This is a genomic window from Microcoleus sp. PH2017_12_PCY_D_A (assembly GCF_020738565.1).
In the GTDB taxonomy this organism is placed as follows: Bacteria; Cyanobacteriota; Cyanobacteriia; order Cyanobacteriales; family Microcoleaceae; genus Microcoleus.
Map to the genome: position 1 here is coordinate 13,629 of NZ_JAEQCI010000043.1, position 20,330 is coordinate 33,958.

At 45.6% G+C, this 20,330-nt stretch carries 21 protein-coding genes; 6 read left to right on the forward strand and 15 right to left on the reverse strand.

Translation table 11 applies throughout. The features are described from left to right. Nucleotides 1-77: 77 nt before the first annotated feature. Both JGK39_RS13815 and JGK39_RS13820 read right to left on the reverse strand, forming a co-directional pair. Nucleotides 78-212: a hypothetical protein gene (locus tag JGK39_RS13815; protein WP_293252687.1), complete on the reverse strand. Its 135-nt coding sequence runs from the start codon at nucleotides 210-212 to the stop codon at nucleotides 78-80. A gap of 210 nt (nucleotides 213-422) precedes the next feature. Then, nucleotides 423-1,577: a DegT/DnrJ/EryC1/StrS family aminotransferase gene (locus JGK39_RS13820; RefSeq protein WP_293252685.1), complete on the reverse strand. Its 1,155-nt coding sequence runs from the start codon at nucleotides 1,575-1,577 to the stop codon at nucleotides 423-425. A gap of 127 nt (nucleotides 1,578-1,704) precedes the next feature. On the opposite strand from JGK39_RS13820, the gene fetB reads away from it, so the two are divergent. Continuing rightward, the gene (gene fetB, locus JGK39_RS13825; protein WP_293252683.1) at nucleotides 1,705-2,484 is read left to right on the forward strand and encodes an iron export ABC transporter permease subunit FetB; all 780 of its coding nucleotides are present in this window, start codon (nucleotides 1,705-1,707) and stop codon (nucleotides 2,482-2,484) included. Nucleotides 2,485-2,675: 191 nt separating this feature from the next. Next, on the forward strand, nucleotides 2,676-3,296 hold the full coding sequence (locus JGK39_RS13830) for a Uma2 family endonuclease (protein ID WP_293252680.1): 621 nt from the start codon (nucleotides 2,676-2,678) through the stop codon (nucleotides 3,294-3,296). Nucleotides 3,297-3,382: 86 nt separating this feature from the next. On the opposite strand, the gene JGK39_RS13835 is transcribed toward JGK39_RS13830, so the two are convergent. The 7 genes from JGK39_RS13835 to JGK39_RS13865 all read right to left on the reverse strand — a co-directional run bounded on the left by JGK39_RS13835 (nucleotide 3,383) and on the right by JGK39_RS13865 (nucleotide 12,396). Beyond that, nucleotides 3,383-3,943, reverse strand: coding sequence for an ATP-binding protein (locus tag JGK39_RS13835; protein WP_293252677.1), 561 nt, complete (start codon nucleotides 3,941-3,943; stop codon nucleotides 3,383-3,385). Further along, nucleotides 3,944-4,516 (reverse strand): ATP-binding protein, encoded by a 573-nt coding sequence (locus tag JGK39_RS13840; protein WP_293252674.1) that lies wholly within the window; start codon nucleotides 4,514-4,516, stop codon nucleotides 3,944-3,946. Between the two features lie 245 nt (nucleotides 4,517-4,761). Next, a complete protein-coding gene (locus tag JGK39_RS13845) occupies nucleotides 4,762-6,651 on the reverse strand; it encodes a hypothetical protein (protein ID WP_293252671.1) in 1,890 nt (629 codons plus the stop codon). A gap of 243 nt (nucleotides 6,652-6,894) precedes the next feature. Beyond that, nucleotides 6,895-7,569 (reverse strand): nitroreductase family protein, encoded by a 675-nt coding sequence (locus JGK39_RS13850; protein ID WP_293252666.1) that lies wholly within the window; start codon nucleotides 7,567-7,569, stop codon nucleotides 6,895-6,897. A 134-nt stretch (nucleotides 7,570-7,703) separates the two neighbouring features. Further along, the gene (locus tag JGK39_RS13855; protein WP_293252663.1) at nucleotides 7,704-8,687 is read right to left on the reverse strand and encodes a GntR family transcriptional regulator; all 984 of its coding nucleotides are present in this window, start codon (nucleotides 8,685-8,687) and stop codon (nucleotides 7,704-7,706) included. Nucleotides 8,688-9,128: 441 nt separating this feature from the next. Further along, complete coding sequence (locus JGK39_RS13860) at nucleotides 9,129-10,817, reverse strand: adenylate/guanylate cyclase domain-containing protein (protein WP_293252660.1); 1,689 nt, start codon at nucleotides 10,815-10,817, stop codon at nucleotides 9,129-9,131. Nucleotides 10,818-11,016: 199 nt separating this feature from the next. Continuing rightward, nucleotides 11,017-12,396 carry an aminopeptidase P family protein gene (locus JGK39_RS13865; RefSeq protein ID WP_293252657.1) on the reverse strand — a complete coding sequence of 460 codons (1,380 nt, stop codon included), beginning with the start codon at nucleotides 12,394-12,396 and terminating at the stop codon, nucleotides 11,017-11,019. Nucleotides 12,397-12,792: 396 nt separating this feature from the next. On the opposite strand from JGK39_RS13865, the gene JGK39_RS13870 reads away from it, so the two are divergent. Beyond that, entirely contained in the window at nucleotides 12,793-13,236 is a 444-nt protein-coding gene (locus JGK39_RS13870; RefSeq protein ID WP_293252654.1) for a DUF4332 domain-containing protein, read from the forward strand. Between the two features lie 31 nt (nucleotides 13,237-13,267). On the opposite strand, the gene JGK39_RS13875 is transcribed toward JGK39_RS13870, so the two are convergent. Continuing rightward, the gene (locus tag JGK39_RS13875) at nucleotides 13,268-13,420 is read right to left on the reverse strand and encodes a hypothetical protein (protein WP_293252651.1); all 153 of its coding nucleotides are present in this window, start codon (nucleotides 13,418-13,420) and stop codon (nucleotides 13,268-13,270) included. Nucleotides 13,421-13,431: 11 nt separating this feature from the next. Between JGK39_RS13875 and JGK39_RS13880 the strand changes: the two genes are divergently transcribed. Then, nucleotides 13,432-13,782, forward strand: a complete 351-nt coding sequence (locus JGK39_RS13880) for a Spx/MgsR family RNA polymerase-binding regulatory protein (RefSeq protein WP_293252648.1) — start codon at nucleotides 13,432-13,434, stop codon at nucleotides 13,780-13,782. A 111-nt stretch (nucleotides 13,783-13,893) separates the two neighbouring features. On the opposite strand, the gene JGK39_RS13885 is transcribed toward JGK39_RS13880, so the two are convergent. From JGK39_RS13885 to JGK39_RS13905, 5 genes are all read right to left on the reverse strand, one after another. Continuing rightward, nucleotides 13,894-14,340 (reverse strand): GNAT family N-acetyltransferase, encoded by a 447-nt coding sequence (locus JGK39_RS13885; protein ID WP_293252645.1) that lies wholly within the window; start codon nucleotides 14,338-14,340, stop codon nucleotides 13,894-13,896. Next, entirely contained in the window at nucleotides 14,321-15,940 is a 1,620-nt protein-coding gene (locus JGK39_RS13890) for a cyclic peptide export ABC transporter (RefSeq protein ID WP_293296631.1), read from the reverse strand. Before JGK39_RS13890 ends, JGK39_RS13885 begins: the two co-directional genes overlap by 20 nt. A gap of 295 nt (nucleotides 15,941-16,235) precedes the next feature. Next, complete coding sequence (locus tag JGK39_RS13895; RefSeq protein ID WP_293252639.1) at nucleotides 16,236-16,835, reverse strand: Uma2 family endonuclease; 600 nt, start codon at nucleotides 16,833-16,835, stop codon at nucleotides 16,236-16,238. 27 nt (nucleotides 16,836-16,862) lie between these two features. Continuing rightward, nucleotides 16,863-17,351: an OsmC family protein gene (locus tag JGK39_RS13900; protein WP_293252636.1), complete on the reverse strand. Its 489-nt coding sequence runs from the start codon at nucleotides 17,349-17,351 to the stop codon at nucleotides 16,863-16,865. A gap of 184 nt (nucleotides 17,352-17,535) precedes the next feature. After that, complete coding sequence (locus JGK39_RS13905) at nucleotides 17,536-19,107, reverse strand: NAD(P)H-quinone oxidoreductase subunit N (RefSeq protein ID WP_293252633.1); 1,572 nt, start codon at nucleotides 19,105-19,107, stop codon at nucleotides 17,536-17,538. Nucleotides 19,108-19,303: 196 nt separating this feature from the next. On the opposite strand from JGK39_RS13905, the gene JGK39_RS13910 reads away from it, so the two are divergent. Further along, nucleotides 19,304-19,480: a hypothetical protein gene (locus JGK39_RS13910; protein ID WP_293252630.1), complete on the forward strand. Its 177-nt coding sequence runs from the start codon at nucleotides 19,304-19,306 to the stop codon at nucleotides 19,478-19,480. Between the two features lie 22 nt (nucleotides 19,481-19,502). Further along, nucleotides 19,503-20,240 carry a class I SAM-dependent methyltransferase gene (locus JGK39_RS13915; protein ID WP_293252627.1) on the forward strand — a complete coding sequence of 246 codons (738 nt, stop codon included), beginning with the start codon at nucleotides 19,503-19,505 and terminating at the stop codon, nucleotides 20,238-20,240. The last annotated feature ends 90 nt before the right edge of the window (nucleotides 20,241-20,330 follow it).

A 20,330-nucleotide genomic window follows, 5' to 3' on the forward strand; every position in this document is an offset into this window, starting at 1 on the left:
AAATTGAGAATTGGGCATGGGGAATTGGGCATCGGCCAAAGAGGGCATCGGCCAAAGAGGGCATCGGAAGTCGAAAGTTAAAACTTTCTTCCTTCGGCTACGCTCGAAGACTTGTCTTCCCTCTTCCTTACATCCGTTACATCCGTTACATCCGTTACATCCGTTACAGAATCCGTTGCCGAACTTCTTTCTTCATCATTGACCGATCGCAAATTTTAGGCGAGCGGAAAATGCACCCGTTGAAGGCGGATTGCCAGCCTAAATTTGTTTCTTTTCATTAAATATAGTACATAAAAGTACAAGTGCTCAGTCAAAATACTTAACCGAGATCCCTGAGATCTGCACTTTCTCACCGCACTGCAACCCTGCAATTCCTTTCTCCTGCTGCGTTTGCCTCGATTCCGGCCGTTGCGCCAAAGCTCCTAAACGCGATCGCCCTTGGCCAAACAATCTTTCAGCCCATAAATCGCCCGCTCCTGTTGATCCCTCGAAAGTTCCGGGAACATCGGCAAAGACAAGACTTCGCGACAAACTTGCTCAGCTACAGGCAACTGACCGGCTTGATAGCCCAAAGATTTGTAAACAGGTTGCAGGTGCAAAGGTAACGGATAGTAAACCATCGAACCGATGCCGGATTCCTGCAATTTAGTCCGCACCGAGTCCCGGAAATCGCCAGAGGAATTTGGCGCGCATTCTTGACTTGTCAGTCGAATTGTGTATTGGTTCCAAACAGGCTTGGCTGCGGGCAATTCTTTGGGGACAGCAACTCCGGGCACGCGGGAGAGAAATTCGCTATAAACGGCTGCTTTCTCGCGACGCTGGGAGTTCCAACTGTCGAGATACCGCAGTTTAATGCTCAGAATCACGGCTTGTAGGGCGTCTAAACGGCTGTTGTAGCCTATTTCCTCGTAAAAATACCTAGAAGACTGTCCGTGTTCCTTAAGCATACGCATGGAAGCTGCCAGGGCGCGATCGTTTGTTGTCACCGCCCCGCCGTCACCGCAAGCGCCTAGGTTTTTGGTGGGATAAAAGCTGAAGCAGCCGACATGGCCGATGCTGCCGACTTTTCTAGACTCCCACTCAGCGCCGACAGACTGGGCGCAATCTTCGATGACGGCTAGGTTGTGCTTGGTGGCAATTTCCATCAACCGAGTCATGTCTGTGGGTTGTCCGAAGATGTGAACGGGCATAATTGCCTTGGTTTTTTCGGTAATTGCCGCTTCGAGGAGTTCGATATCGAGATTAAAAGTGCCGCTGTCAATATCGACAAATACGGGAGTTGCACCGACGGCGCTGATGGTTTCAGCGGAAGCGAAGAAGGTAAAAGGAGTGGTAATCACTTCATCGCCCGGGCCAATTTTGAGAGCTCGCAAGGCCAAAATTAGCGCATCGGTGCCGGAGTTGCAGCCCACGCAGTCGGAAACGCCCGTGTAGCTGGCAAATTCTTGCTCAAAACTCTTGACGGCGGGGCCGCCGATGTAGCCGCCAGAGGCGAGCACTTTTTGTACCGCAGCGCCGATCTCGTCGCCAATCTGGGCGTACTGCTGGGTTAAGTCGAGGGGGGGAACGTTATTCACTCTTGACACCACAAATTGCAACCATTATCAAAGCAAATTCTTACAGCAAAACTGTTTCTCAGAAACCTTTATTCAAATATCTTATAGTTGGACGGGCAAACAATCACTTTATCGAAAGGGAGCGCGGATGTTAATTCTGCTAGATTTTACTGATTTGGGTTGGGCTTTGGGGATGGTGGCGATCGCGATCGGGCTTTCGGCGTGGCAGGGATTGGGGCTGGAGGGGTCGATCGCGATCGCGGCGGGGCGCACCCTGATCCAGCTAATCGGAGTCGGCTACGTGCTCGCCGTGGTGTTTGCGCCGGAGGGGAAAAATCCGTGGCTGGTGTTAGCAGTGTTAGCCATCATGCTGACAACGGCTAGCATGGTGGCCAGCAGCCGGATTAGTAAAAAAATCAAGAATTTGCTGCCGTTAGTTTTGGGTTCGATATCGATCGGTACGGCGTTTACTCTCGCCTATACAAACTTGCTAATTTTGCAACCTGACCCCTGGTACGAACCGCAGTATTTGATTCCCCTAGCGGGGATGATTTTGGGCAATGCGATGAACTCAGGGGCGATCGCGGGCGAAAGACTTGTCAGTACAGTTAACAGCAGCCAGTTAGAAATAGAAACCCATTTAAGTTTAGGTTCGACACCGCAGCAAGCAGTAAAACAGTACCGCAAAGATGCGATTAAAGCTGGATTAATCCCCACATTAAACACAATGACTGTCGTGGGAATTGTGACATTGCCGGGAATAATGACGGGTCAAATGTTGAGCGGTGTCAGTCCACTAGATGCTGCATCTTACCAAATTTTGATTATGTTTGTGTTGGTGCTGGCAACATTAATCGCCACTCTATTATTGACTGAGGGATTGTGTCGGAGGTTTTTCAATCAAGATGCACAATTAATCAAATGGTAAGGTTCGTAGTGAGGACTTTAGTCCTTCATGAATGCAGACTGAAGTCCTCACTACGAACCAATGTTATTGCGTCACGAACTCACTCATTTTCGATATAATGGTAATAAGGTTTGTAGTGAGGACTTTAGTCCTCTCTCATTTGATGCGGACTAAAGTCCTCACTACGAACCAATTTTATTGGAGGCTTCGGCATGATTCAAACTGCAACTAAAACGCTAACTTTTGAAGAATTTGCGGAATCGAAACCAGAAAACGGACGTTATGAACTGCACAACGGAGTAATTGTTGAAATGTCACAGCCATTAGGAGAGCATGAGGAAGTTATCAGTTTTTTAGGTTCAGAGTTAAATGCTGAGTCCAGAAGGCTAAAACTTCCGTATGTTTTTCCCAAACAAGCATTAGTCAAAAACATTGAAAATGACTGTGCTTATTCTCCAGATATTCTGATATTAAATCGCCCAAGTTTAGCATCAGAACTTTTGTGGAAAAAGTTCTCAACTGTGACTCAAGGGGCATCAATTCCGCTCGTTGTCGAAGTAGTTAGCACGAATTGGCAAGATGACTACATAAAAAAGGTAGGTGAATACGAACTAATTGGGATTCCCGAATATTGGATTGTGGATTATCTCGGTTTGGGTGGTCGCAGGTTTATTGGGAATCCCAAGCAACCGACTCTTTCGATTTATCGGTTGGTTGATGGTGAGTATGAAGTTAGTCAATTTCGGGGAGATGATAGGATTGAGTCGCCAACTTTTCCAGAGTTGAAGTTGACGGCACAACAGATTTTTCAAGCGGGATTGACTGAAGGATAAAATTGCTGGAAATACCGATATTGGGTAAGGACACGGCTTTAGTAGCGGTTCGTGCGTCGGCGCTACTTTCGACAATCACCACAAACTCAATCATTGATTTCTCTTGCAATCACCCAATCTTCTCCCTCCGCATCCCAGAATTCTCCGGTAGTCAAAGTTTGTTTTGCCCATTCTACATCAGGATGTTCATCTAATCTTTTGCAACGAGTCACACCGGAGTTATTGTTGCTTAATACATGGACTTGAGACGGAGTAAGTTCATCGACAAGGTACGGAGAATGGGTTGAAAAAATAATTTGCAGGTTGCTGTTTTCTTGAATAATTTCCTTAAAAACAGCGATTAATTCTCGTTGCGCTTTTGGGTGGAGTCCCTGTTCGACATCATCCAGTAACACTAAATTAGGTTGAGTTGGATTTATCAAAACAGTCAGTAATCCGAGGGCGAGCATTGTTCCTTCGCTAATCGCATGGGCTCGAATGCGCTTACCAGTATTCATGTCTAGGACAACTTCTTGCCCTGTAATTTCCTGACTTTCTTCGTAGGAGATAGATTTGCCATCGACTTCGATTAAGCGTTGTCGATTTACCATAACCTTGGCTCGTTTTACGCCTACTTTGCGTACACCTGGTACAATCCGTTTCAGCATTTATTGTAAAGATTGAAACTTATCTGGAGCTTCGTCACGAAGATAGTCTAAGGTAGGTGCTAAGCCTGAACCATCGAACTCAACTCGCGGGGTAATTGCATTGCTGTAAGCTGCTTTTGCAAGATTAGTAGCTACTAGCTTAAGATGAACTGCGTATCTCAAAGATTCAGGAATTGGATATTTAGCATCGCTCAGCGAACTTGACCATCCTTGTACATTTCCCGGTTCTCCATCGACTTTCCATGATGCTCTCGGAAACCAAGGAGGGTTAACGCTTTGTGTCCAGTTATAGGAAGCTTCCCAATCAGTCCGAGATTTGTATCCCCAAAAACCACTTACAGTAACAGACATATTATTTTGCCCAATTGTTGTAATAAATTGAGGCGCTCTTTCATTCTGAAAAATATTGGCAAATGATGAATTAGTAAGCCGACTGAGATAATGCAATGCTTGCAAAACTGATGTTTTACCAGAACTGTTTTGTCCTAGGAGGGCGTGTAAGCCTGAATTATCAAAATTAATTTCTGTATCTTGATGACTTTTGAAGTTATGAAGTTTTACCTTTTCTAGCATTTGATTGCTAACCTGATTTTATACTTTTTGATCGCCGATATTGTAGTTTGTGTTAACGAAGTATAACTCGATAGGTTTCATATAAAGCCGATCCCCCCTAGCCCCCCTTAAGAAGGGGGGGACAGGAAGCGATCGACATTTCTCCGTCTTAAGGGGAGCCACAGGAAGCGCTCAAAGTGGGTCTTCTTAAGGGGGATTTAGAGGGATCTGGCCTCGCATCAAAGCGAGATTTCTCAGCGGATGTTCTACTTCGGTTCGTGACTGGCAATCCGCTTGCCTTCGCCATCGTACACTTGCATCGGAATTTTCGCGTTTTCGGCGATCGCCTCCAAGGCCTTTTGCAAAGTAGCAACGTGCTTTTCCACAGCTTGGCGACTCTTCACAGCATTATTGTTATTCGCTTGAATGAAAGTTTGTTGCAATTTCTCCACGTAATCAGGATTCATCTGCACCGCAATCAAACCATTGCTAACAGTATAATCGCAAATCTTCGGCTTGCCTTGGCAAGTTTTATCCAAATCCGTCCGCGCTTTTTGCAAGTTTCTTTCTTCCCGCAACTTAACTTCCGCTTGCTGCAAAGATGTTGTGTAGGATTCGATCAGCGGTTTAGCTTTCTGGGAATAAGAAGTAGCCGCCGGAACTTGCTCGGCATAACTCAAAGCTCTCCGCCAGTTTTCCGATGCTTTAAACCAGCCGTTTTTGCCTTCTAAAATTCGAGCTTCCGCTGCTAAAGTCACAGCTTGAGTGTAGGCATTTTCCGAAATTCCTTCGACATTTCGGCGCTCGCGAGCTTGTGAAAGCTTGGTTTCGTATTTGGGAACTAGCAATCTACCTAGTTGATAAGATTGCGTGTTGCTGGGAATTTCTGATATAATTCCTAGGGCTTTTTCCCAACCGGCTTCTACTTGTCCCCATGTCTGGGATGTCTGAGCTACTGCTTCCCGAGCTTCGGCTATTTGGGCTGCACTTTTGGCGGCGAGCAACAATTTTTCGGCTTGTTTTTCTGTGCCTAATTGCCGATTTCCCGTGGCTAAATTCTTCCGGTATTCCTTCGCCTTTGTCTGAGCGTAGGGATAAACTGGGCTGCTTGTGGGGATTTCTCCGAGTTGGGCGATCGCACTTTGCCACAATGTTTCGGCTTGCTGCAAGTTCTGTTCGGAAACAGGCGGATTTTGGGTTTTCCCGGCGGCAGACTGTGCGAGGCGCGCTGCATCGATCGCAGACGTGATATTTTGACTTTGCTCCTGATATTTTTCGATCGCAGTTTGAGCCTCACCGCGATGAATTGACCAAGCGGGAATCGGTTCCAAAAGTGCGATCGCCTGTTTTAACTGTTCCTGCGCCTCTTCCGGGCTGCTAGCAACTTTTGACGTTTTCAGAGTCTTCGCCGAATTGTCGCTCAACTGTTTGGCATTGGCTAATGCAGTACATTCTCCGATGACGCAGGGCCGACTCAGCAGGTAATAACCGCCCGCCAAAATCACCGCCACCAGACTCACCATTCCGGCGGCCACCAACATCGTAAACGGTGAAGTCTTGGGCGTTTCGGCGACTGTTACCGCTTCCATATCCAGCGCATCGAAGGGATTGTCTGCAATATCTGGCCCGATTGCAGCTACCTTAAAGGCGATCGGATCGGCATCGCTGGAACTCTCAGAAAAATTAGGGAAATATTCATCCCCACCCGCTTTTTCAACATCCGTTTCTAACGGCATTTCCTCCGCTGCATCCGCCGTCTCACCAGCATCTTCTGCTAATACTATCCCAGTTTCTGCTGCGGGTTTCTCCTCGGGTTTTTTTCGCACTTCCACTGTTTTGGGTCTTGACAAAACAGGGTTGTTCATGGTAAAAGAATGGAAAGCATAAGGCTGTTTTTGCCCGGTAATTTTCAGGCAAAGTCCAATCTGTTGAATAGCTTCTGGTTGTATTTCGAGAATAGCAGCTTCCAGCACCGCAAAAGTCGGTTTAGCTTTAAGAACTAAACTGCGCGGGTGTTCTCCGACAACAGTTAAAGAGTCATCTCGAAAATCGCAACTAATATAAAGCGGTAAATTTTTAAATCCGGCTGCTTGCAAGTGTTTTTGCAACTCTACTTCTAGAATTTGTGCCTTGCTTTGTCGCGCTGCTACTGTCATATTTTGCTCCTCTATCTACTATCACCACTTGAGATTTTAGTTTGAAGAAATTATCGGGATTTCAGCTTTGTTTGAACTTATAGAAATCGTCAAGACGATTAGGAAGTTCTTAATTGCTGAAACCATTGCTTTTCTTCCTTCTTCCTTCTTCCTTCTTCCTTCTTCCTTCTTCCTTCTTCCTTCTGCTATGCACCAACTCAGCCAAATCTTAACTCTCAAATCTCTATTTTCAAATCTTAACTCTCAAATCTCAACTTGCAAGGCCTCTCCATAACTTTCGCCATAATAAACTTGAGTCACGTCAAAACGCCCGCCGTATTGTTTGAAAGGTTCTGCTGCATAACCGAGCGGCAGCAAACAGCAAACATCTACTTCAGCAGGAATTTGAAAGGCTTCTTTCACCTTAGCTGCGACAAAACCTTCCATCGGACAACTGTCTACTCCAAAGCTTTTAGCTGCAATTATTAAATGAGCTACTGCGAGCATTGTATGTCTGTTTGTCCAAGTTTCTAGGAACTCGAAGCAAGGATGGTTCTCGAACAATTGCGGGATTGCTTGTCGCATATAACCAGCTAAATTCTCGTTCATTCCGCCTGCGGCTTTGCCCAATTCGATTACGGCTTCGGTGTTTTCGGGTTGGGCGGCGCGCCGATCGCCACAACAGATTAACACGATCGGGGCTTCTACCACTTGCCGCTGGTCGAAGGCACAGGCTTTTAATTTTTCTTTGCTGGCTGGATCTTTAAGTACAATAAACCGCCAAGGCTGCAAGTTATAACCAGAGGGCGATCGCACTCCCAAGCGAAAAATCTCTGCCAATATTGCTGGAGGAATCGGATCGGGCCTAAAACTGCGCGCGGCCCGGCGGCTTTCGATCGCGGTTTTAACATTAATTGAAGGTTGAATTTCAATGGTCATGGATAATGGTAATTGGTAATCGGGAATTGGGAATCGGGAATTGGGAATTGGGAATTGGTAATCTGGAATTGTTAACTGCTAACTGTTAACTGCTAACTGTCAACTGTCAACTGTCAACTGTCAACTGTCAACTGTTACCCCAAACCCAACTCGCGTTTGAGTAAATTAATCGACTTAGAGCCGATATAATTTTCCGAGCAAACCAGTTGCGGGGGACGAATAATATCCTCTCTGGCGGCGTTAATGGCAGCTTTGACTGTAGCAAAACTCGGTTGGTCGCAGAAAATTGTTCTAGCCGATCGCACGATCGAGTTAATCTTGTAGGCATCCGACAGCAAAGCCGTCATCACCAGCAAATCCTCGCCCCGGAGACTGTGAATAATCACTTCAGTCGATCGCAACATTCCCGAACTCAGGCTCACGATACCCAAATAACTATCCTTCGGCAAACTCCCCACTAACTGAATTTCCTGAACATAATCATAGATGTCTACGGGAATCACTCGCACCGAACGTGGCGCCGAAATCGATTCCGCTTGTCCGATAAAATAACGACTCGTGATTACAGTTCCCGCAGAGATATTATCCAAAAAAGTACCTAAATCTTCCATCGCCACCAACTGGATGGGAATCCGCAAAGCTTGTTCCAGTTCTTTCGCCATCAACTCGCCCACGCCGATGTCTTCTGTGGGGGCTGTGACGACCACTCGGGCACTGCACCGGAGCCGCCAGTCTATTTCGGCCAAAAATAATTCCCTCGCTTGGTTGAGCGTACAGCCCTCTCCCAGCAGTTGATCCATACTTTCTTGCACTATTTTGTTAGCAAGGGGATATTCTTCGAGGATCGGGGATTTGAGTTTGCTACCGCCTTCGTGGCCTTGGGCGCGGACGTATATACCCGATCCGGCTTGGGCTTCTACGAGTCCGGTATTTTCGAGTTGTCGGTATACTTTGCTGATGGTGTTGCGGTGCAAACCTGTCTGCATCGCTAGCTGTCGGGTACTGGGCAAGCGGTGCCCGGGCGGAAACTGGCGCGAGGCGATCGCAAACCTGATTTGATTGAATAATTGCGTAGATGCGGGGATCTCGCTATCTGTTTGAATATGAAACTGAACCATATTAAAGGCTCCGACGACTTCAATTTAATATTTTTATAACGTTGAGTACCGTGCCTAGGATGGCTCGGATATCTCTGTGTATAGCATAATCTGATTTGGCTCATCTGCGGCGGCGGTTTTGCTTGGTTTGCGATCGGGGCTGATTGTTCAGGTACTTTCGAGTCTTAGCCGTAGGGTGCGTCAGTTTGACAATTCTCAATCATTACCAAAAATCTCATTCTGACGCACCATTCATTCGAGGAGTGCCTCAGTTTTGAGATTGTCAGTTTTTCCATAAAATCTTATTTTACCTCTTCCAAAAATATCTAGGACGGGCTCTCCGGCCCATCCCACAATTTTTTTCTTGTGGGATGGGCCGGAGAGCCCGTCCCAAATTTGATTAAAAACACTTTGGCAATCTCATCTATTCTTCCTAGGCACCATACTGCACTTAATTTGATTTCAATCTCCGATTTCCATCTCGCCTTCTGTCTTTCTACCTTTCAGAAAATAAGTCCGCATTTCCCCTTTACCCTTAATCTCAATCAAACCCCGTTCTTCAAATTCATATTTATCCCACAGCAACTCGTAAGTATAGATACTAACTTGAATGCGACCGGGGATGCCGTGAGATTCCATGCGGCTGGCTGTATTTACTGCATTTCCCCACAAATCATAAATGAATTTTTTAGTGCCGATTACCCCCGCTACCACTGGGCCACTATTAATCCCGATGCGGATGTTAAAATTCGAGTCTAGCTTCACATTTAATTCCTGAATAGCTGCTAGCATATCCAGTGCCATTTCGGCGATCGCCTCTGCGTGGTCTGGGCGTTCAATGGGAATACCGCCCGCTACCATGTAAGCGTCCCCGATCGTCTTAATTTTCTCTAATCCGTGCTTGTCAGTTAGTTGGTCGAAAGTCGAGAAAATTTCATTCAGCAAGTATACCAGTTTCGTCGCGGACATCGTGGTAGAAATTTGAGTGAAATTCACCAAATCAGCAAAAAGAATTGTGGCTTTTTCAAACTTGTCCGCAATTACCCCCGGTTCGTGCTTCAACCTATCTGCAATAGCTTCGGGCAAAATATTTAGCAGCAAACCATCAGTTTTTCTCTGTTCTTTCCTGAGTGCAGATTCCATCTGCTTGCGCTTGGTGATGTCGTGAAAAAACACAGAAATGCCGTCGTGAGAAGGAAAAGCCCGGACTTCCAACCACACTCTTAAGGGACGATAATATTTGTCAAAAGTTACTCCGACTTGTTTAGAAACAGCTTCATGAGACTCTTTATAGAATACCGAATTTACTAAATCTGGAAACTCTTCCCAAAAAATTTTACCAAAAAGTTCTTCCGGCTCGCGCTGCAAAAATTGCGCTGCTTTGTAATTGACGTAAGTAAATCGCCACTGGGGGTCGAGAGCAAAAAAAGCATCGCTCATTCCTTCTAGAAAATTGACAATTTGCTCGTCAGTAGAACGGAGTTTTGCTTCTACTTGTTTCTGTCTGATCTGCGCGCGCTTTAATTTAGCATAATTAATTCGCAACTCCATTTGGCTAATAACTTGCCTTCCTAAAGTCCGCAGGGCTTCTAGTTGTTCTGGGGTGAGATGGCGAGGAACTGTATCTATCGCGCACAAAGTGCCAATGGGGAAACCCTCAGGAGTTACTAGCGGTGCTCCAGCATAAAACCTAATATTAGGATTGGAAGTTACTAGCGGATTTCCGGCAAAGCGCTCGTCTTCTAAAGCATTGGGTATAACTAGCAATTCGTTGGGATTTAAAATAGCGTGAGAGCAAAAAGCTATCTCTCTGGGAGTTTCTGGCGCCTCCAGACCGACTTTTGATTTAAACCACTGTCGGTTAGCATCTACTAAGCTGACTAAAGCAATAGGAGTGCCGCAAATATAGGATGCTAAAGCTGTTAGGTCATCAAAAGCTTCGTCGGCATCTGTATCGAGAATGTTGTAGCGGTTAAGTGCTTTTAGCCTGTCTGCTTCATTGCTAGGCAAAGGTGCAGCTTGCATTGGCGGCGGTGCGACTACACTTTTTGTCCGAAAAATACGCGCCAGTCTCCGTGCTGCGAATTTTTGGACTTGCACCGCTAGTTTTTCAACGAACACAAAAAGACCTATTTGCCAAGCTTTATTCATATTTCTTTATGTTGCTCACACATGATAGAACTGCGGGCGATCGCACTGGGAACATCTCAGTTTTGCATTTGTAGTGGACTTCCAGAGTTCTCTTGCTATGTATAGCACGCGAGCGACAACGCTTGCAGTGTAAAAAAAATGCTTTTTGCAAAAATTGAGAGGCTCCCGATCGCACTTTTGGCGATCGATACCTATGCACTTACACAACTAACTCCTCAATCTCCCGAGCTTTTGTTGGCAGTTCCCCTGTCAATACTTCTCTACCTCCTTCGCTGACAAGTATATCATCTTCAATGCGTATCCCCCGGACATCTGCGAATTTTTCCAACTCGTCCCACTTTACAAAATCTTTATATTTGGCGCGAGTTTCTGGGTTATTTAAGATTGCCGGAACTTGATAAAAACCAGGTTCGATCGATACCAGCATTCCCGATCGCAAAACACGATTCAGCCGCAAAAAACCCAACCCAAACCGACTGCTTCTCACTCTCCCCGCTTCATAGCCAGCCAAATCGCCCAAATCTTCCATATCGTGAACATCCAAACCAATTAAATGTCCTATACCGTGCACAAAAAACAGCGCGTGAGCGTCCATTTCTACCAAATCGTCAACAGGGCCCCGCAAAATGCCCAAATCTACCAATCCTGACGCCATAATTCTAGCAGCTAACAGGTGAATATCTTGATATTCCACGCCCGGACTAATTTGCTCGATACAAGCATCGTGCGCTGCCAAAACTACATCATAAATTGCTCTTTGAGTCGGCGAAAACTTGCCAGAAACCGGCCAAGTGCGAGTCACATCAGCCGCCCATCCCATTGACGATTCGGCACCGACATCTGCTAACAGCAAATCTCCTGCTTGTAGCGGATTGTGATAGTGTTCGCTGTGCAAAACTTCCCCCTGCACGGTGACAATACTTGGGTAGGCATAAGTCATATTTTCCGAGATGATGACACTTTCCATTGCAGCCCGCACGCCCGCTTCAATCTTAGCTGTTCGAGTTGCCGCCATGCCCGCTTTGTGAGCTGCTACGGTGACAGCCGCAGCTTGACGCAATTCGACCAAACTGGCTGCATCGTGGCTCAGGCGCAGAGATACGATCGCCTGAGTTAATTCCAGATCGATGCCGGTTGGCGATTTGGACGGTGAAGCGGAGCGATCGAGAATTTGAGACTGTTGCAACCGAGTTAAGCTATCCTGGAGGGCGATCGTAGCTGCATTTGTCCCTCGCGCTTTCAACTCACTCATGGGGTAAGCAGCATCAGCCCTAATTAGTTCAGCAATTTCCGCTCTTTTCGGCATTTCCCCGTGCCAAAGCGTGCTGCTAGGATCTGGATCATCTAAGAACAGTTCTAACTTCCCAGATTCTAAACGAATCGCAGCATTTTCTAACGGCAAACCAGCAAAATATAGAAAGTGACTGCTGGCGCGAAAAGGATAAACAAGTGCCGGATAATTGCGAGGAATGCTGCGCCCCGACCACAGAATTACGGGAAAATCAATTAAACTGGCCAGTTTTTGCCGCCGTTCCTGTAAAGTATTTGTTAACAAATCATAACCTTTTGTAATTTTCATTGGTAAAAATTGATAATTTTGAGTTCGTTTTGTAGTAAGGACTTCAGTCCTTTGATTCTAGGCATTACAGCACTTTTGTGCTAACTACAAATTTAGCAGCCATTTTGAGGGAAAGTCTAATCTTTATTTTCTTTTTTGCTGCACTCTTTAGTGCTATGTTTGCGATCGTCTTTGTCGTCATCGCAGCCATAATTTTGTTCACCAGGAACCTTTGCCGACGGTCAAAATAAAAATGCTGAAAGTGTTACTGCACAAGCAATACAGCAAAAAATAACAGCCGCGGTGTGCCAAAGAAGCCGATCGGGTTGTTGTGGATTTTGTGACATGAGTAATAGCCTCTATTGACGATCGTATATTTGAGAATTTAAAGTATAAGTAAATTCACTGAAAAAAAATATGAAAACTTCTCACACAGCTTCTAAAACTTCGGTGCAAGTACGCGATTGGCCGATCGAACACTTACCGGGATTGAGCAACGAAAACCAATCTCAACTAGAAGAGTGCGGCATCACCACCACCGCACAACTAATTCGGATGACGAAAACACCGGCTGCGAAATCGTTGCTAGCACATCAATTACAGATTAACATTCAATATGTTAATAAATGGGTAGCAATGGCCGAGCTGGCTCGAATTCCGAGTGTCGGCTGTCAGTATTGCGGGCTGTTGCTGCACGCGGGCGTTGCTTCTGCGGCTCAATTGGCTCAAATGCCCGTGGAGAGGTTGCACCAACAAATCCTGAGACTCCACGTAGCGACAATGCAGCGCAATGATTTGACTCCTTCAGTCGATCGCGTGCAAAAATGGGTTCTACAAGCTAAATTAGTCATTAGTCATTAGTCATTAGTTATTGGTTATTAGTTATTGGTTATTAGTTATTGGTTAATTCCCAATTCCCCATTCCCCATTTCCCATTCCCAGCGCGGGCAAATTCCCAGCGCGGGCAAATTCCCTGTTTGCCCAATTCCCAGCGCGGGCCAATTCCCAATCCCCCATTCCCAATTCCCCATTCCCAATTCCCCATTCCCAAATATTATGTCAATTGAAGTTTACGGAATTCCCAACTGCGGAACCTGCAAAAAAGCTTTCCAGTGGCTCAAAGATAGTGGTATTACTTACGAGTTCATTAACACAAAAGAACAGCCACCAACTCGCGAAACCATTCAAAACTGGGTAGCTGCTTTGGGTTTTAAACCAATGCGAAATACATCTGGCCAATCCTACCGCGCCTTGGGCAACGAGAAGCAAGACTGGACGAATGCAGAGTGGGTGGAAGCCTTTGCGAAAGATGCAATGCTGCTGAAACGTCCTCTTTTTGTCAAAGATGGAACGGCTGTTTTAGTCGGTTTCAAAGCAGAAGTAATTCGCGAAAAATTGGGGATTTGAACAAACTAAAGAATGAGAATCAAATAACTTACAATTTTTATTGTTATTGTGGGATGGGCGGGACGCCCATCCCACAAATATGTGTAAATTATTTAATTCACGCTCCTAAGTTCAGCGCATTTTTCGCATAAACTTCATTTCACCGATATCATCAGTGAAACCCCAACGTTTGTAAAATGGTATCATTTTCGGCAAACAGTTAAGAGACAAATTCTCCACGGCTTGCAGTTGGGGATGATTTAAAACTGCATCCATCAACACCTTACCCAGTCCCATCTTTCTGTATGTTGGGTGGACAATCACATCAAAAATCGTGCCTCTGTAGACAAAATCAGTCATGACGCGGCTAAAGCCAATTAATCGTAGCTTGCGGGGCGGGACGCCATCGCCCTCATCGACCAAACCAATGATAACATCAGTCGCGGCCAGCATTCTCACCACATCCTCCCGCGTCCGCTTGTTGCACCAAAACTCGTTTTTGTACAAATCCATCAAGTCGGAAACCTGACTGTCAGTCAAAGTTTCCACGATTCGGTACTTATCCATTTTGTCGGTCATACTCAATTTTACCGTAATCTAGTTTAATTGCGCGATCGGCTAAATCGAAATAGCGATCGTCGTGACTGATGACAAACACAGTTTTCCCCCGCTGCTTCAACTCCGGTAACAACTGCTTGTAAAAAATATCCCGAAAAAACGGATCTTGATCCGAAGCCCATTCATCAAACAAATAAATCGGCCTGTCTTCCAAATAAGCCGTCAGCAAAGCCAGCCGCTTTCGCTGTCCCTGAGACAAAGCCGTGGTTGACAAAACGCCATCTTTCACCTTAACTTTATTATCCAAATGAAACTCTCGCAGATATTCAGCAGCCTGATTGTCCAAATCGCGATCGGTCATTCCCAAAAGGCGATCGAACAAATAGAAATCAGAAAAAATCACCGAAAAATGCTGCCTGTACCACTCACGGTTTTCATCATTAATCGTCTGTCCATCTAGGAGAATCTCTCCCGATTCAGGAATGTACAAACCAGCGAGCAACTTAGCCAAAGTAGACTTACCGCTACCGTTACCCCCAATTATAAACACCAATTGACCGGAATGAAACTTCAAATTCAGTTCGCCCAAAACAAAATTGCTATCTTCCTTATCTCCAGGATAGCTGTGAGTAGCTCCTTTTAACTCCAAGGTCTCCCACCGAGAATTCTCAGGTAATTTAACCGCAGCAGTTATCTCAGATTGACTCGCCAAAGCCAATCCCATTCTCTCAATCTTCTCCACAGAAGTATTAGCCCGAAAAATCAGCGGTAGCCTTTGCAAAATATTCTGAAACGGAGACATCAAATAGGTACTTGTCAGAATATACGCTGACAAAACAGGCGTAGAAACTGGCACAAATTTCGGCAAAGCAAACAGCAGCAAACCAATCAGCATAAAAAATAGCAATTGTCCGACTCCCGTCGCCACTGCTGCGGTATTCAGCGCCTGCAAATTGTAATTGCGAGAATCAGCAGCGCTTACCTGCAACTCTTCATCAAAAAACTCTTTGCGGCGCAACGAATGCAGTTTGATTTCCTTAATTCCTTCAGTAATGCTGCGAAAATGTTTAAACAATCTATCCTGTTCTTCTCTGGCTAAATTGAAGAATTTTCTCATTCTGTTTAGCAAGAGCTGTACAGTGGCGATAGTCAGCGCTAAAAAAGCAAATACAACTGCAAAAACTGCTCCAGAAAGCGTGCTTAAATAAGTCAAACATCCTACAACAATAGCGATATCAACGCAGAGAAAAGGAATCAAAAATATAGTATTAGAAAGAGTTCCCACATCATCGGTGAGAGTAGCCAGCAACCGATTAGCGCCCAATTCTTCCAAGTGCCGCAAAGGAGAAGACAAAATCCCTCGGCTCAAATTCAGTCGCAGATTGTAAACAGCTTCTTGAGAAAGGTAGATTAACAAAAATTGGGAAATAACTCCGGTGACGAGGGCTAAAACTGCCAATCCAGCAAAATACCAGACTAAATTCTGATTGGAATTGTCGCTGATGGCGCGGTTGATGAAAGCAATTAACTGCGCGCTGCAACCGCCGCTAATTAAGCCTGTGAGTATGGCGATGGAAACATTCAACCAAGAAGCTTTTAAGAGTAGCCAGATTACATTCATGCGATTTTATTTTTAGTTGAATAAGTGTTCGTAGTGAGGGCTTTAGCCCTCTCTTATTTGAAGAGGACTAAAGTCCTCACTACGAACCTAATTGATGCGGACTGAAGTCTTCACTACGAACTTATTTGATGCGGACTGAAGTCCTCACTACGAACTTATTTGATGCGGACTAAAGTCCTCACTACGAACCTATTTGATGCGGACTGAAGTCCTCACTACGAACCTATTTGATGCGGACTGAAGTCCTCACTACGAACCTATTTGATGCGGACTGAAGTCCTCACTACGAACCTAATTACTGATGCACTTCTGTTTCCTCGGTTTCAAATATAACTAGCTCATAGATATCACTCATCAACATTTCCACTCCCACCGAAGCGAAAGAAACAGTTGCAGACTCTCCCTCATATTCCTGAAACAACCATTGATTTGATTCATTTTTAATATATTGTTGCACTAAAAATTCTTGTTGGCTGACTAATACGTACTCGCGGAATTTAGGGAGCGATCGATAAAACCGAAACTTATCCTCTCGATCGAAATCCTTCGTAGACTTAGAAAGCACTTCCACAATCAGTACCGGATTGAGTATCTCATCCTTGCGTCCCTCTGTGCAAACTAATTCTCCTTCAACTACCATCACATCCGGGTAAGTTCCCCGTCGGTGTCGAGGAATCCACAACCGCAAATCACTCATAAATGGTCTTGCATTCTTTCCCCGCAAAGTAGCTTTCAAAAAGGCATAAATATTACCTATTATCTGGCTGTGATTAATTGTGCCACCTGTCATCTGTACAATTTCTCCATCGCGATATTCATTTCTAAACTCGGCAGTTTCTTCTAATTGCCGGTACTCATCGGGAGTATAAAACTTTGGCTTGGTTTTTACTAACATTGTGACCTCAACGGTTGCGACTATTTTTTAATTATTGACTTGAGAAGCCTTGAATTCAATAACTGTTGCCTCATGTAGCACTGGAAAATTCACTGAATTAGCAATATAACAAACATGATGTGCATTGTCGTGCAAACTGCGTGCTTTTTCCAAATCATTACCAGCTTCGATGGTTGCGTGCGGATGCAAAATTACCTCCGTAAACCGAATTTTGCCATCTTTTTGTGCCATCTTTCCCGTAGCTTCATCCGAGTAAGAAATTACCCGAATCCCCGCACGAGCACACAAAGCAAGATAGCTCAACATATGGCAAGCTGACAGCGACATTACCAATAAATCTTCAGGATTGTACAGCGCAGCATCGCCTCTAAAAGTTGGGTCTGCTGAACCTAGGAATGGTGGCTTACCCTCGATATTTATTGTATACTCGCGAGAATAAGCATCATAAGATGCAGTAGAACCTTGACTGGCACCTGTCCAAACTGTATGGATGCGGTAGGTGTGTTCTTTGCTCATTTATATTAATTTACTCATAAAAATTATGATTAATATTATATCACAGGATCGGTTCGTAGTGAGGACTTTAGTCCGCATCAAATTATGAGGACTGAAGTCCTCACTACGAACGTATTTTTTACAGAAAAAAAGCGCCTCACTTGTTACAGTTAGGCGCTATATCATCTTTCAAAATTTGCTGAAATTAATCGTTGCGAGACACAAGATTTGATTCAACTTTCGCAGTTGCAACTGGTACAAGTTGAGTCAATGCCGATTGCAGCATGGGAGTTTTGGTGACAGAATCGTTTGCTAAGTTAAACAAAGGATTCGATAAAATTCCTGCCAGTGTTGTTGCTACTAAGGTGACTACAACGCTGACCTGCAAGGGCCGCATTCCCTGAAGGTTCCAGCGAACTGGCGGATAGTTTTTCACTGCGTCCGACATTTCTTGAGGTTCTTTTACTACCATCATTTTGACGACGCGGATGTAGTAGTAAATTGAAACTACGCTGGTAATTAATCCCAGGATAACTAAGCCGTAAAGTCCTGCTTGCCAGCCTGCCCAGAATAGATAAATTTTGCCGAAGAATCCAGCCAATGGCGGAATTCCGCCGAGGGAAAGCAGGCAAATACTTAAGGCTAATGTTAGCAGCGGGTCTTTTTGATACAAACCGGAGTATTCGCTGATTTGATCGGTTCCTGTCCGCAGGGAGAAGAGGATGATGCAGGCGAATGCGCCCATGTTCATCAACAGGTAAACCAACATATAAAATATCATGCTGGAGTAACCGGCTTCGGTTCCTGCGACTAAACCAATCATTACAAATCCGGCTTGGGCGATCGACGAATAAGCTAAAAGCCGCTTCATGCTAGTCTGGGCGAGGGCCACTACATTGCCCAATACCATGCTGAGTATGGCTAAGGCTGTAAATACGAAGTGCCACTGTTCTGTGAGTGCGGGGAATGCACTTGTTAACAACCGGATTGCTAGGGCAAAACCGGCGGCTTTGGAACCGACTGAAAGGAAGGCGACAACTGGTGTCGGCGAACCTTCGTAAACGTCTGGAGTCCACTGGTGAAAGGGAACTGCGGAGATTTTGAAGGCGATTCCGGCGATCGCAAAAACCAATGCAATCACCAAACCGAGAGATTCACCGTTATTAACTGTAGAAAGGTTAGCTGCGATCGCGCTTAGCGTAGTTTGGCCGCCAGACAATCCGTACAGCAGCGAAATACCGTAGAGAAACACCGCCGAAGAAGATGCACCAATTAACAAATATTTCAAAGCAGCTTCATTGGAACGCGGATCGCGTTTTGTATAACCCGTCAGCAAATAAGACGAGATACTCAGAGTTTCCAACGAAATAAAAATCATCACCAATTCATCAGCGCCGCTGAGGAACATTCCCCCCAAAGTAGCGCTGAGCAAAATGCCGATAAATTCCGCTAAAGCAGTACCCGTTTGCAGTACGTAGCGGACGGATATCAAAATAGTGACAGCCGCCGTCAAAGCGATTATTCCGCGAAACACCAAACTCAAGGCATCGCTGTTAAAACCGCCCAGAAACGAGATAGTGTTAGCGTTATCCCACTGCAAACACAAAGCAGCGACGGCGGCCAGCAAACCCGCAACGGCAACGTAGGGAGTCCAATTAGAAGAACTGCGCCCTACGATTAAATCGCCGACGAGAACCACCAAGAGGGTGATGATGACAATTCCCTCGGGTAAGATAGTTCCAGCATTTAGCTGGGCTGCAAGAGTAGCAAAATCCATATTTTCAGTCAGGTTGGGTAATACAGGCCCAAAAGGCTGTAATGGGCTGTGAGCTCGTAAAAATTCTTTACCAAACTGGATTGTAGCTGATTACAGCTTCGCGATCCCAGTTTTGCGGTGTTTGTTGCCTGGGAGTCGGCGGGGAGTCGGCGGGGAGTCGGCGGGATGCGGCGGGGAGTCGGCGGGGAGTCGGCGGTTGAAACCGCTTCTATACAAACAATGTCTGCCTCCGCAGACTGAAGAATTTAGAGGTAATATCGTGCCCCAAGAGAACTACGGCAATCAGATGGGTTCGATCGTTTGGACTTTACTCAACCGTTATGGATGCGGACTCGCATTCCGAACGATCGAACCTCAATCTGCCACAATATAGAAAATCCCACCAATCACTCGGAATGACTGACTCGCTAACCGCCTACAAGCAGCAGATTCTCAATGATTTTAACAACCGCCCGGATTACGAAACTGAGTTTCACAAACGGGCGGCAACTCGGTTAGTAGAATTGGCCCAATTGCGATCGCACCAGCAAGTTCTAGATATTGCTACCGGAACCGGTTTAGCGGCGATTGCGGCGGCCCAGGTTGTTGGGCCCGGGGGCAGTGTTTTGGGAACGGATTTTGCTGCGGGAATGTTGCAGCAAGCGAGGAAAAAAGTTGCAGATTTAGGGCTGACGAATATCGAGTTTGCGGCAGCAGAGGCCGACGAACAAGAATTTCCCGAAAGCCAATTTGATGCAATTTTGTGTTCCAGTGCGATCGTCTATCTGACAGATATTCCCCAAGCCCTCCGTAAATGGTACAATGCTCTGAAACCGGGCGGAGTTGTCGCCTTTTCCTGTCTCGCAGAAACATCTCCAACCACATCTATATTGTTTCGGGAAGTCGTGCAGCGATACGGCATTACCATCCCGAATCCCAACGAGTTACTGGGGACGCACGAAAAATGTTGCCAAATTTTGCGATCGATCGGGTTTGAGAATATTGAAATTACCAACGAGCAATTTGGATCTTACTTGCAAGATGCCGAAGCTGCTTGGAATGGCAACGCAAACAGCGCATTCGGACTTCAGGGAGTGCCACGGTCTGACCAACAATGGAAACAGTGCAAACAAGACTATTTTGCAGGTTCGTAGTGAGGACTTTAGTCCGCAGGTTCGTAGTGAGGACTAAAGTCCGCATAGTTCGGAACAGAAAAATCATCAGGATCAACTGTAGAACAGGTT